The sequence below is a fragment of the Oryzihumus sp. genome (genome assembly GCF_054325275.1).
This window is the reverse complement of record NZ_JBTCWL010000001.1, coordinates 70,493-82,328: the sequence shown is the minus strand read 5'-3', so window position 1 is coordinate 82,328 and position 11,836 is coordinate 70,493. Positions and strand designations below refer to the sequence as shown.

The following is an 11,836-nucleotide window of genomic DNA, read 5'->3' as shown; positions in this document are numbered from 1 at the left end:
ATCGCCAGCCTAGTCACACCTATCCGGACGCGGCTGCCAACTCCCGCAACAGTGCTGTCGCATCCTCGCTGCGGTCGATCAGCGCCCCCACGGCGGCACGGGTGCCGCGCAGCGGCTCGAGCATCGGCACGCGCTGCAGCGAGGTGTGGCCGGGCAGGTCGAAGATCAGCGAGTCCCACGACGCGGCGGCGATCTGGTCGGCGTACTTCTCCAGGCAGCGGCCGCGGAAGTAGGCCCGGGTGTCCTCCGGTGGGTGGGTCACGGCGTGCCCGACGGCTTCCTCGGGCACGAGCGTCTCGATCCGGCCGCGCTGCTGGAGCCGGTGAAACAGCCCCTTCTCGGGGCGCACGTCCGACCATTGGATGTCGATCGCCCGCAGCCGGTGGTCGGACCACTCCAGCCCGTCGCGGTCGCGGTAGCCCTGCATCAGCGCCAGCTTGGCCACCCAGTCCAGCTCGCGGGCGCACTCCATCGGGTCGCGTTCCAGCCGGGCCAGCACCGACTCCCACCGCTGCATCACCTCGGCGGTGTCGGCGTCGAGCTCGCCGGCGTAGCGCGAGTCCAGCCAGCGAGAGACCTGCTCGTGGTAGAGCCACAGCAGCTCCACGGCGGTGACGTTGCGGCCGTCGCGCAGCTCGATCAGTGTCTTCAGGGACGGGTCGTGGGAGACGGCGTGCAGGGTCGAGACCGGTTTGTTGACCACCAGGTCCGCCGTCAGGGCGCGGTCCTCGATCATCGCGAGGACCAGGCTGGTGGTGCCCATCTTGAGCAGGTTGGCGACGTCGCACAGGTTGGCGTCCCCGATGATCACGTGCAGGCGCCGGTAGAGGTCGGCGACGGCGTGCGGCTCGTCGCGGGTGTTGATGATCGGCCGCTTCAGCGTGGTCTCCAGCCCCACCTCGACCTCGAAGAAGTCGGCGCGCTGGCTGATCTGGAAGCCGGTGGTCGAGGAGTCCTGGCCGATGCCCACACGGCCGGCCCCGCACATGACCTGCCGGGCCACGAAGAACGGGACGAGGTGGCGCACGATCTCGGCGAACGGGGTCTCCCGGCGCATGAGGTAGTTCTCGTGCGTGCCGTAGGAGGCGCCCTTGCCGTCGGTGTTGTTCTTGTAGAGGTTGACCCCGCCGGTGCCGCGCACCGGCGCCAGCCGGCGGACCGCCTCGAGCATGATCCGCTCCCCCGCCCGGTCCCAGCGGATCGCGTCGCGGGGGCTGGTCACCTCCGGGGAGGAGTACTCCGGGTGGGCGTGGTCGACATACAGGCGTGCCCCGTTGGTGAGGACCACGTTGGCGAGGGTGGGGTCCTCCTCATCGGTGAGCTGGCTGGCGTCGGCCAGCTGGCGGTTCATCTCGAAGCCGCGCGCGTCGCGCAGCGGCGCCTCGTCCTCGTAGTCCCAGCTGGCCTTGGTGGCTCGCGTCCCGCTGCTGCCGGCGCTGGCGTAGGCGTTGACGACGTAGCCCGAGAGCAGCATCGGGTTGGCGGTGGGGTCACCGGGCACCGAGATGCCGTACTCGGTCTCGATGCCCATGACGCGACGGACGCTCATGCCGCCAGCCTAAGCGAGCCGGGCGCCCGGGCATCGGGCATAGTGGCGGCCATGTCCCGGATGCCGCTGCGCACCAAGGTCTTCACGACGCTGCTGGACCGCTTCGGCCGGGAGTCGATCCTCGGGATGGACCTGGCGGCGATCCGCCGCAGCCGCGCCAGCGTCGCGCCGACGGTCCCGCCGTTCACGTGGGTCACCGGGCCGGTATCGCGCGCCGTCGCCATCGAGGACGCCACCTTCCCCGCCCGTGACGGCCACCCGGTCCCGCTCCGCATCTACCGCCCCGCCGGTGCGGGTCCGTCCGCCCCGGTGCTGCTGTGGTTCCACGGCGGCGGGTGGGTCCTCGGCAGCCCCCGGATGTACGACCCGTTGTGCAGCCACCTGGCCGAGGGCGTGGGCGCAGTCGTGGTCAGTGTCGACTACCGCAAGGCCCCCGAGCACCGGGCACCCCAGGCGGTCCACGACTGCGTCGACGCAACCCGGTGGGTGGCCTCGGCCGGGGCGCAGCTGGGCGCCGACCCGTCCCGGCTGGCGGTCAGCGGCGACAGCGCCGGCGGCAACCTGGCGGCCGTCGTGTGCCAGGTGGTGTGCGACGAGGGCGGTCCGCCCATCGCCCACCAGGCGCTGGTCTACCCCGCCACCGACGCCACGATGAGCCAGCCCTCCGTCACCGAGCACGCCCACGCACCGGTGCTCACCCGGGAGAAGATGACCGTCTTCCGCGCCCACTACCTCGGCGAGGACGGCCTGGCCCCCGACCACCCGCTGGTGTCGCCGTTGTGGGGGCAGGACCTGTCCGGGCTGCCGCCGGCGCTGGTGCAGACCGCCGACGTGGACCCGTTGCGCGACGAGGGCGCCCGCTACGCCGAGGCGCTTCGTGCCGCCGGGGTGCGGGCCCGGCTGACCAACTACCCGGGGGCGCCGCACGGGTTCGCCAGCTTCCCCGGCGCGACGACCGTGGGCCGGGCCGCTCGCGAGGAGCTGGTGGCCGAGCTGCGCCGTCATCTGGCCCCGACGCAGGCCCCGGTGGAGGATCGGGTCACCGACCGCGACTGAGAGGGCGAACCCATGGACGCCGTGGAGACCATCCTGGGCCGGCTGACCCTGGAGCAGAAGGCGTCCCTGACCTCCGGTGGCGACTTCTGGCACACCCAGGCGGTCCCCGACGCGGGGGTGCCGGCGGTCATGGTCACCGACGGGCCGCACGGGCTGCGCAGGCAGTCCGACGCCGGCGAGCCCATGGGCCTGGGCGGCAGCGACCCGGCGACCTGCTTCCCGCCCGCGGTCACCCTGGGCTCGACCTGGGACGTGGGTCTGGCCAGCCGGGTCGGGGAGGCCATCGGCGCCGAGGCCCTCGCGGCCCACGTCGCCGTGGTCCTCGGTCCCGGGGTCAACATCAAGCGCTCGCCGCTGTGCGGGCGCAACTTCGAGTACTTCTCCGAGGACCCGTTCCTGTCCGGCCGGATGGGCGCCGCGTGGGTGGCAGGGGTGCAGTCCCGTGGGGTGGGCACCTCGCTGAAGCACTACGCCGCGAACAACCAGGAGACCGACCGGTTGCGGGTCAGCGCCGATGTCGACGAGCGCACGCTGCGGGAGGTCTACCTGCCGGCGTTCGAGCACGTCGTGCGGCAGGAGCAGCCCACCACCGTCATGTGCGCCTACAACAAGCTCAACGGCACCCACGCCAGCGAGCACCACTGGCTGCTGACGCAGGTGCTGCGCCGGGAGTGGGGGTTCGCCGGGACGGTCGTCTCCGACTGGGGGGCCGTCAGCAACCGGGTCGCCGCGCTCGCCGCCGGGCTGGACCTGGAGATGCCGCCCTCGGGCACGGACCAGCAGGTGGTCGACGCGGTCCGCTCCGGTGAGCTGCCCGAGGAGGTGCTGGACGAGGCGGTACGCCGCGTGCTCACCCTGGTGGGCCGCGAGCAGTCCCTGCCCGAGGAGCGACCGGCCGTGGACCTCGACGCCCACCACGCGCTGGCCCGGGAGGTGGCCGCGGCCGGGGCGGTGCTGCTGAAGAACGAGGGCGGCATCCTCCCCCTGGCCGCCGACGGGTCCGAGGCGCTCGCCGTCATCGGGGAGCTGGCCCGCACGCCGCGCTACCAGGGCGCGGGCAGCTCCCAGGTCGCGCCCACCCGGCTGGACGCGGCCCTGGGGGCGGTCCGGGCGCTCGCCGGCGACGAGCGGGTGCACTTCGCCCCCGGTTACACCCTCGACGGACCCGTGGACTCCGCCCTCGTCGACGAGGCAGTCGAGGCGGCGCGGGAGGCCAGCACCGTGCTGTTGTTCCTCGGCCTGCCGCCGTCGGCGGAGTCCGAGGGGTTCGACCGTCCGGACATCGCCCTGCCCGCCGCGCAGCTAGCCCTGCTGCGCGCCGTCCGGGCCGTCAACGAGCGTGTCGTGGTCGTGCTGGCCAACGGCGGGCTGGTCTCGGTGTCGGGGTGGGAGGACCAGGCGGCGGCGGTGCTCGAGGGCTGGCTGGGCGGTCAGGCCGGCGGCAGCGCCACGGCGGACCTGCTCTTCGGCCGGGCCAACCCCTCGGGCCGGCTCACCGAGACGCTGCCGCTGCGGCTCGAGGACACCCCCTCGTGGCTGTTCTTCCCCGGCGGGGAGCAGCACGTGCGCTACGGCGAGGGGATCTACGTCGGCTACCGCTACCACCACACCCTCGGCGACCCGGTCGCCCACCCGTTCGGCTTCGGGCTGTCCTACACGACGTTCGACCTCACCGACCTCGCGGTGCGCCGGACCGGCCCCAATGCCGCGGAGGCGTCGGTGACGGTCACCAACACCGGGCCGGTGGCCGGGAGCGAGGTGGTCCAGGTCTACGTCCACGACCGGGCGGCCTCGGTGGACCGGCCCGAGCAGGAGCTGAAGGGCTTCGCCAAGGTCCACCTCGAGCCCGGTGCCAGCGGCACGGTGCGCGTCCCGCTGGAGCAGGAGGCCTTCCGCTTCTGGTCACCCGGTCGGGGGCGGTGGGTGGTCGAGGCGGGCGAGGTGGAGGTCCGGGTGGGCACCTCCTGTGCCGACATCCACCTGGTGGAGGTCCTGGACCTGGAGGGCGACGGAGTGCTCCCGGAGCTGGACGCCACCTCGACCCTGGACGAGTGGTTCGCCCACCCGGTCGGCGGGCCGGTCCTGCGGCAGGCGCTCGCCGAGGGCGGCGGCCGCGACCTCGACGAGGTCGACGCCCATGAGCGGGCCATCCTCGGGGCGATGCCTTTGGGCAAGCTCTCCGCGTTCGGCCTGGGTGTGCCGCGCGCGGAGGTGGACGCGCTGGTCGAGGAGGTCCGCGCCGAGGGGTGATCGGGACCCGCGGTCAGCGCCCCGGCAGGGGCGCCTCGAGCAGGGACTGAACCAGCCCGGCATACAGATCGAGGGCGGGGGCGCTCTCGGCGCGGTCGTCGGGGGCGAAGCCGTAGACGCGGGTGCCGCCGGCCAGGCCGATCAGGGCGCAGGCGACGAGCTCGGCCCGGGTCTGGGCCTCCGGGCCGCCCCCGAGGGCCTCGGTCAGGGGGGCGACGTAGGCACGGACGAACCGGGTCTTGACCTCCTCGCGGTTGGGGGCGGGAAGGACGAGCACGATGGCGCGGACCCAGGGCTCGGAGGCCAGCTCCTCCCGGCGGCGCAGGACCCGGCGGACCAGCTCCCGGCCGAGGTCGGCCAGGGGCAGGTCCTCCGGCCACGGCTCCGGGTCGAACGAGGCCGCGTCGAGGAAGAGCTGCTCCTTGCTGCCGACGACCTTCATCACCATGGCCGGGGACAGCCCGGCCTCCGCGGCGACGTCGCGGATGGTCACCGACCGGAAGCCGCGCTCGGCGAACAGGCGCCGGGCGGCGGTGATGACGACCTCGCGGGTGCCGGCCTCGGTCACGCCAGGACCCGGGTCGGCGCCGGCAGGTCGACGTCGACCGTCTCGGGGTGGCCCGTGACGGTGACCAGGGTGGACCCCGCACGTCGCTGCGTGGCGTCGACCACCGTCAGGACATACCGGCCGGCACCGGGCAGGGGCAGCGCGTAGCGGCCCTCGGCGTCGGCGCGGGTGCACGCCACGGACTCCCCCGACGGCCTGGTGAGGGTGACGAGCGCGCCCTCGGCGCAGCCGTCGGCACCCCGGACGAGACCGGTCAGGGACAGCCGCTCGGTGAGCACGAGGTGCTGGTGGGTCGTGCCCTCGCCGAGGTCGAGCACGTCCGACCGGGGGGACCAGCCGTCGGCGGCGGTGACCACGAGATAGCGGCCGGGACCGGGCAGGGCCACCTGGTAGGCGCCGGTGCTGTCGACGCGGGACCAGTCCACCGGCTCGCCGTCGATGCGCAGCACCGAGACGACCGCGCCGCGGATGGGCCGGCCGGAGTCGGCGTGCACAACGCCGCGGACGACGATCTCGTGCTCCCGGCCGGGGCCCTTGACCTCGTCGTGCACGGGGGCCTCGGGTGCCGGGGCCATGGCTTCGGCGGTCCCGTGAGCCACCGCCGGCGCGGGGGCCGCGGCCCGGGACCGCGGCAGCGCCAGCGCGACGGCCGCGGCGGCCAGGCCGGCGATCGCGGCCAGCCAGAAGATCTGCTTGAACGCGTCCAGCGCCGGCACGGTCACCGGCCCCAGGCGCATCACCGTGCCCGTCAGCACCGCGGCGACGGTAGCGCTGGCGGTCGAGGTGCCGATGGCGCGCAGCAGGGTGTTCAGCCCGTTGGCCGAGGCGGTCTCGGTGATCGGCACGGCGCGCATGATGAGGGTGGGCATCGCCGCATAGGAGACGGCCGTGCCCATCGAGACCAGGGCGGCGCCGACGATGACCTGCCACAGCTGGTCGAGCAGGAACACCCGGCCGACGTAGGCGCCGGCCATGATCAGCGCGCCGGTGATGAGGGTGGTCTTGGCGCCGAAGCGGCGGGTGATCGCGGCCGAGACCGGGGCGAGCAGGACCATGGCCAGCCCGGCCGGCAGCATGCCCAGCCCGGCGTCGATGACCGACAGGCCGAAGCCGTAGCCGGTCGCCTTGGGCATCTGCAGCAGCTGGGTGGTCGTGAGCATGTTGCCGAACATGGCGAAGCCCAGCAGCACCGAGGCCAGGTTGGTCAACAGGACCGCCGGGCGGGCGGAGGTGCGCACGTCCACCAGCGGCCGGGCCACCCGCAGCTCCACCGGCAGCCACACCGCCAGCAGGACCGCGGCCGCCACGAACAGCACCAGCGTCCGCTCGCTGGTCCAGCCCCAGTGACCGCCCTTCGAGATCGCCAGCAGCAGCGAGGTCAGGGCGGCCGAGAGCAGGATCGCGCCGCCGACGTCGAACCGGCCGCGGCTGCGCACCGACGACTCGGGGATGACCAGCGGCACCGCGACCAGCATGAGCGCGCCCATGCCCGCGGCCACCCAGAACAGGGCGTGCCAGTCGGCGTGCTCGCTGATGAAGCCGGACAGGGGCAGACCGATCGCGGCGCCGATGCCCAGGGTGGCGCTCATGAGGGCGACCGCGGAGCCCACCCGCTCCCGGGGCAGCTCGTCCCGCATGATGCTGATGCCCACGGGGATGAGCGCAGCGGCGAAGCCCTGGAGCGCCCGGCCGGTGACCACCGCGCCGAGGGACGTGCCGAGGGCGCCGACGACCGAGCCGGCGATCATCACGACCAGGCAGACGATCATCATCAGGCGCTTGCCGGCCATGTCGGCCAGCCGGGAGACGATCGGGGTGGCGACCGCGCTGGTGAGAAGGGTCGCCGTCACCAGCCAGGAGGCGTCCTCGGTGGTGGTGTGCAGGAGCCCGGGGAACTCCGGCAGCAGCGGCACCACGAGGGTCTGCTGGAGCGCGACGATCGTGCCGCACAGGCTGAGCACGGCGATGACGAGCGGGGTGGGGGCGACACGGCGGGGGGAGGCGTGGGCAGACACCGGGGTCCTTCGCAGGGTGGGTGAACGAACGTTCACCAGCAGTGAACCACTGTTCACCACGCGCCCCCAAATCCCCGCCCGGCGCTTGTTAGGGTCGCGGCATGGCCGCCGACGAGCTTCTCGCCCTCTACGACCCGGGCGACGACACCGGCCGGGTCACCGGCGCCGCCCCCCGCTGGCAGGTCCGCGCCGAGAACCTGCCCCACGCCGCCACCGCCGTGATCGTGCGGCGTCCCGACGGCGCGGTCTACGTCCACCGGCGCACCGACACCAAGGACGTCTACCCCGGCATGCACGACGCGTTCGCCGGCGGCTGCGTCGACGCCGGGGAGGACCCCGAGGACGCCACGCGTAGGGAGCTGGCGGAGGAGCTGGGGATCACCGGGGTCGAGCTGGTCCCCCGCTTCCGCCGTTGGTACCGCGACGAGCACACCCACTACCTGGCCTTCGGCTACGAGGTCATCTGGGACGGCCCGGTGGTCCACCAGCCGGAGGAGGTCGCCGACGGCGGGTGGATGCCGTGGCAGGAGCTCCTGGAGCGCCTGGCCGACCCGACGTGGCCGTTCGTCCCCGACGGCCGCGCCGGGATCGCGGCCTACCTCGACGCCCTGGCGGGACAGCAGTGAAGTCCCTGACCGCGAAGGCCCTCGCCCTGCTGGCGATCGACACCCTCCTCGTGCTCGCCTTCGCCGCCATCGGCCGGCGCAGCCACGAGGAGTCCTCCGCCCTGGCCGGGGTCCTGGTCACCGCATGGCCGTTCCTCGCCGGTATCGCGGTCGGCTGGCTCATCTCGATCACCACCTTCGGTGCCGTCCCCGGCACGGTGCGGCACGGCATACCGGTGTGGCTGTCCGCCGTCGCCGTGGGGATGTTCCTGCGGGACATGACCGGACGCGGCATCGCCGCCTCGTTCGTGGTCGTCGCCACCGTCGTTCTCGGGGCGTTCCTGCTCGGGTGGAGGGCGCTCGCGGGGTGGCTCAACCGGTGGGAGGGACCCGGGCATGCCTGAGCCCACCATCCGCGCGGCGCTCGCGGGCGACGTGCCGGCGATCGCCGCGATCTACGGCCATGCGGTGCGCGGCTCCGTGGCGACGTTCGACGTGGCCGACCCTGAGCCGGCGTACTGGCAGGCGAAGCTGGACAGCCCCCACCCCGGCGACCACGTGCTCGTCGCCGAGGACACCGACGGCACGGTCCTCGGCTACGCCTACTCCTCCTCGTTCCGGCCACGGCCGGCCTACGACCGCACCCGGGAGACCTCGGTCTATCTCGACCCGCGGGCCGTCGGCCGCGGCCTGGGCGCCACGCTCTATGCCCGGCTGCTGGAGCTGCTGCGCGACTCCGGCGTCCACCTCGCCGTGGCCGTGGTCGCCCAGCCCAACCCCGCCAGCGACGCGCTGCACCGCCGCCTCGGCTTCCGGGAGGTCGGCGTGCTGGAGGAGGTCGGGCACAAGTTCGGCGCCTACGTCAGCACCCGGTGGTACCAGCTGCTGCTGGAGCCACCGGGTGCCGAGGGGCCGGGGCCGGACTAGAGGTACTGGCCGGTGTTGGCGACGGTGTCGATCGACCGGCCCGGCTCGGTGCCGTCCTTGCCGGTGATGAGCGTGCGGATGTAGACGATCCGCTCGCCCTTCTTGCCCGAGATCCGCGCCCAGTCGTCGGGGTTGGTCGTGTTGGGCAGGTCCTCGTTCTCCTTGAACTCGTCGACGCACGAGGCAAGGAGGTGCTCGACCCGGATGCCCTTGGCGCCGCTGGTGAGGAAGTCCTTGATCGCCATCTTCTTGGCCCGGTCCACGATGTTCTGGATCATCGCGCCCGAGTTGAAGTCCTTGAAGTAGAGGACCTCCTTGTCGCCGTTGGCGTAGGTGACCTCCAGGAAGCGGTTCTCGTCGATCTCGGAGTACATCCGCTGCACCGCGGAGTCGATCATCGCCTCCACCGTGCGCTGCCTGGACCCGTCGTGCTCGGACAGGTCGTGCTCGTGCAGCGGCAGCGTCGCGGTGAGGTACTTGCTGAAGATGTCCCGGGCGCTCTCGGCGTCGGGCCGCTCGATCTTGATCTTCACGTCGAGCCGGCCGGGACGCAGGATCGCGGGGTCGATCATGTCCTCGCGGTTCGAGGCGCCGATGACGATGACGTTCTCCAGACGCTCGACACCGTCGATCTCCGAGAGCAGCTGGGGCACGATCGTGGTCTCGACGTCGGAGGAGACGCCGGAGCCACGCGTGCGGAACAGGCTGTCCATCTCGTCGAAGAACACCACGACCGGGGTGCCACCGGAGGCCTTCTCCCGGGCCCGCTGGAAGATCAGCCGGATGTGCCGCTCGGTCTCGCCGACGTACTTGTTGAGCAGCTCCGGGCCCTTGATGTTGAGGAAGAAGCTCTTGGTCTCGGTCCGGCCGGTGCGCTCGGCGACCTTCTTGGCCAGGGACGCGGCGACCGCCTTGGCGATCAGCGTCTTGCCGCAGCCGGGCGGGCCGTAGAGCAGGACGCCCTTGGGCGGCTTGAGCTCGTGCTCCTTGAACAGGTCGGGGTGCAGGTAGGGCAGCTCCACCGCGTCGCGGATCTGCTCGATCTGCCCGGCCAGGCCACCGATGTCGTCGTAGTCGATGTCTGGCACCTCCTCCAGGACCAGGTCCTCGACCTCGGCCTTGGGGATGCGCTCGTAGACGAAGCCGGAGCGGGTGTCGAGCATGAGCGCGTCGCCCACGCGGATCGGCTCGCCCTCCAGGCTCTCGGCCATGCGCACGACGCGCTCCTCGTCGGCGTGGGCCACCACGAGGATCCGGTCGTCGCCGAGCAGCTCCTTGATCATGACGACCTCGCCGACCCGCTCGAAGCCGCAGGTGGCCACGACGTTGAGCGCCTCGTTGAGCATGACCTCGCGGCCGGCGGACAGCTCGGCCGGGTCGACCGCCGGCGACACCGCGACGCGCATCTTGCGCCCGCCGGTGAGGATGTCGACGGTCGCGTCGTCGTAGGACTCCACGATCAGCCCGTAGGCCGACGGGGGCTGGGCGAGCCGGTCGACCTCGCTCTTGAGCGTGACGATCTGCTCCCGGGCCTCCTTGAGCGTCTTGACCAGCCGCTCGTTCTGGGAGGACACCGTGGCCAGGGAGGACTGCAGCTGCAGGACGCGGTTCTCGAGGTCCCGGCTCCGGGTGGGCGACTCGGCCAGTCTGCGGCGCAGCGCCGTCACCTCGTCGTTGAGCAGCGACTGCTGGCGCTCGACCTCTTCACGCTCGAGGCGCTCGTCGTCCCCGGCAGCCTCGTGGGGCTGACGGGCGTCGTGCTGCGGCGAGTTGTCGGACATCGTCGGAACCTCCTCGCGGGCGACTCCCGGCCGCTGCCGCGACCGATAGGACGACCCTAGCCCGCATCGGGCCCTACGTCTCGGACGTCTCAGTCACAGAACGGCGAACGCGACGGATCTTCTTCTCCGACAGGGGCCGCTCGCCGAGGTCCTCCGGCTCCCACTGCTCCGTGGCGGCCTCGCCGTAGGCCCCCTTTGCGGGGCGGCGCTTGCGCAGCGGCGGGGTCACCCCGGGGGCGAGCCGGCGCGTGGTGATGAGGAACCCGGTGTGGCCGTGCATCCGGTGCTCGGGACGCACCGCGAGGCCCTCCAGGTGCCAGCCGCGGACCAGGGACTCCCACGCCTGGGGCTCGGTGAAGCCGCCGTGGTCGCGCGCGGCCTCGGCGACCCGGGAGAGCTGGGTGGCGGTGGCGACGTAGCAGATGAGGACGCCGCCGGGGGCGAGGGCGTCGGCGACGACGCCCAGGCACTCCCACGGCGCGAGCATGTCCAGCACGACGCGGTCCACGGTCCCGGGCTTGACCGCTCCCGGGAGGGTCTCGACGAGGTCGCCGACCGACAGGGTCCACGCCGGATGCGGGCCGCCGAAGAACGCCTCCACGTTGCCGCGGGCGATGTCGGCGAAGTCCTCACGCCGCTCGAAGGAGTGCAGGGAGCCCTGGTCGCCCACGGCCCGCAGCAGCGACATGCTCAGCGCGCCGGAGCCCACGCCGGCCTCCACGACGCGGGCGCCGGGGAAGATGTCGGCCATGGCCACGATCTGGCCGGCGTCCTTGGGGTAGACCACGGCCGCGCCGCGCGGCATGGACAGCACGTAGTCGGACAGCAGCGGGCGCAGCGCGAGGTACTCCACCCCGGCGGTGTTCTTCACGACCGAGCCGTCGGGCGCGCCGATGAGGTCGTCGTGGGCCAGCCGGCCGCGGTGGGTGTGGAACTCCTTGCCGGCACCGAGGGTGATGGTGTGCAGGCGGCCCTTGGGGTCGGTCAGCTGCACCCGCTCCCCCTCACCGAACGCCCCTCGGCGGGTGTGCGCCCCGGTGGGGCTGTCGTCCAGGGTGTCAGGCGAGGTGCTCATGGCGGGCAAG

10 protein-coding genes are annotated in these 11,836 nt (G+C 72.9%); 5 read left to right on the top strand and 5 right to left on the bottom strand.

The window, feature by feature from the left end:
• Positions 1-19: 19 nt before the first annotated feature.
• The gene (gene dop, locus ACXVGS_RS00355) at positions 20-1,549 is read right to left on the bottom strand and encodes a depupylase/deamidase Dop (protein WP_458534262.1); all 1,530 of its coding nucleotides are present in this window, start codon (positions 1,547-1,549) and stop codon (positions 20-22) included.
• Between the two features lie 51 nt (positions 1,550-1,600).
• Here dop and ACXVGS_RS00350 point away from each other — a divergent pair, with 51 nt between their 5' ends.
• Together ACXVGS_RS00350 and ACXVGS_RS00345 are read left to right on the top strand one after the other, a co-directional pair.
• Complete coding sequence (locus ACXVGS_RS00350) at positions 1,601-2,605, top strand: alpha/beta hydrolase (RefSeq protein ID WP_458532819.1); 1,005 nt, start codon at positions 1,601-1,603, stop codon at positions 2,603-2,605.
• Between the two features lie 12 nt (positions 2,606-2,617).
• Positions 2,618-4,855, top strand: coding sequence for a glycoside hydrolase family 3 C-terminal domain-containing protein (locus tag ACXVGS_RS00345; RefSeq protein ID WP_458536504.1), 2,238 nt, complete (start codon positions 2,618-2,620; stop codon positions 4,853-4,855).
• A 13-nt stretch (positions 4,856-4,868) separates the two neighbouring features.
• Here the strand turns inward: ACXVGS_RS00345 and ACXVGS_RS00340 are convergent, their stop codons facing one another.
• Both ACXVGS_RS00340 and ACXVGS_RS00335 read right to left on the bottom strand, forming a co-directional pair.
• The gene (locus ACXVGS_RS00340) at positions 4,869-5,423 is read right to left on the bottom strand and encodes a TetR/AcrR family transcriptional regulator (protein ID WP_458536503.1); all 555 of its coding nucleotides are present in this window, start codon (positions 5,421-5,423) and stop codon (positions 4,869-4,871) included.
• On the bottom strand, positions 5,420-7,438 hold the full coding sequence (locus ACXVGS_RS00335; RefSeq protein ID WP_458532820.1) for an MFS transporter: 2,019 nt from the start codon (positions 7,436-7,438) through the stop codon (positions 5,420-5,422). The genes ACXVGS_RS00340 and ACXVGS_RS00335 overlap by 4 nt, the downstream gene beginning before the upstream one ends.
• A gap of 101 nt (positions 7,439-7,539) precedes the next feature.
• Here ACXVGS_RS00335 and ACXVGS_RS00330 point away from each other — a divergent pair, with 101 nt between their 5' ends.
• From ACXVGS_RS00330 to ACXVGS_RS00320, 3 genes are read left to right on the top strand one after another with little or no spacing between them, the layout of a single operon-like run.
• Positions 7,540-8,064 carry an NUDIX hydrolase gene (locus ACXVGS_RS00330; RefSeq protein WP_458536502.1) on the top strand — a complete coding sequence of 175 codons (525 nt, stop codon included), beginning with the start codon at positions 7,540-7,542 and terminating at the stop codon, positions 8,062-8,064.
• Positions 8,061-8,447 carry a DUF3054 domain-containing protein gene (locus ACXVGS_RS00325; protein ID WP_458527873.1) on the top strand — a complete coding sequence of 129 codons (387 nt, stop codon included), beginning with the start codon at positions 8,061-8,063 and terminating at the stop codon, positions 8,445-8,447. The genes ACXVGS_RS00330 and ACXVGS_RS00325 overlap by 4 nt, the downstream gene beginning before the upstream one ends.
• Positions 8,440-8,970 carry an N-acetyltransferase family protein gene (locus ACXVGS_RS00320; protein ID WP_458527874.1) on the top strand — a complete coding sequence of 177 codons (531 nt, stop codon included), beginning with the start codon at positions 8,440-8,442 and terminating at the stop codon, positions 8,968-8,970. Before ACXVGS_RS00325 ends, ACXVGS_RS00320 begins: the two co-directional genes overlap by 8 nt.
• Here the strand turns inward: ACXVGS_RS00320 and arc are convergent.
• Positions 8,967-10,751, bottom strand: coding sequence for a proteasome ATPase (gene arc, locus ACXVGS_RS00315; protein WP_458531292.1), 1,785 nt, complete (start codon positions 10,749-10,751; stop codon positions 8,967-8,969). The two genes, ACXVGS_RS00320 and arc, sit on opposite strands and share 4 nt — an antisense overlap.
• A 73-nt stretch (positions 10,752-10,824) precedes the next feature.
• Positions 10,825-11,826, bottom strand: a complete 1,002-nt coding sequence (locus tag ACXVGS_RS00310; RefSeq protein WP_458527876.1) for a tRNA (adenine-N1)-methyltransferase — start codon at positions 11,824-11,826, stop codon at positions 10,825-10,827.
• Positions 11,827-11,836 lie beyond the last annotated feature (10 nt).

Excerpts from the sequence above, each read along its gene's own strand:
- ACXVGS_RS00345 (WP_458536504.1), top strand. The coding sequence starts at position 2,618 with ATGGACGCCGTGGAGACCATCCTGGGCCGGCTGACCCTGGAGCAGAAG.
- ACXVGS_RS00320 (WP_458527874.1), top strand. The coding sequence starts at position 8,440 with ATGCCTGAGCCCACCATCCGCGCGGCGCTCGCGGGCGACGTGCCGGCG.
- arc (WP_458531292.1), bottom strand. The coding sequence starts at position 10,751 with ATGTCCGACAACTCGCCGCAGCACGACGCCCGTCAGCCCCACGAGGCT.
- ACXVGS_RS00310 (WP_458527876.1), bottom strand. The coding sequence starts at position 11,826 with ATGAGCACCTCGCCTGACACCCTGGACGACAGCCCCACCGGGGCGCAC.
- ACXVGS_RS00350 (WP_458532819.1), top strand. The coding sequence starts at position 1,601 with ATGTCCCGGATGCCGCTGCGCACCAAGGTCTTCACGACGCTGCTGGAC.
- dop (WP_458534262.1), bottom strand. The coding sequence starts at position 1,549 with ATGAGCGTCCGTCGCGTCATGGGCATCGAGACCGAGTACGGCATCTCG.
- ACXVGS_RS00330 (WP_458536502.1), top strand. The coding sequence starts at position 7,540 with ATGGCCGCCGACGAGCTTCTCGCCCTCTACGACCCGGGCGACGACACC.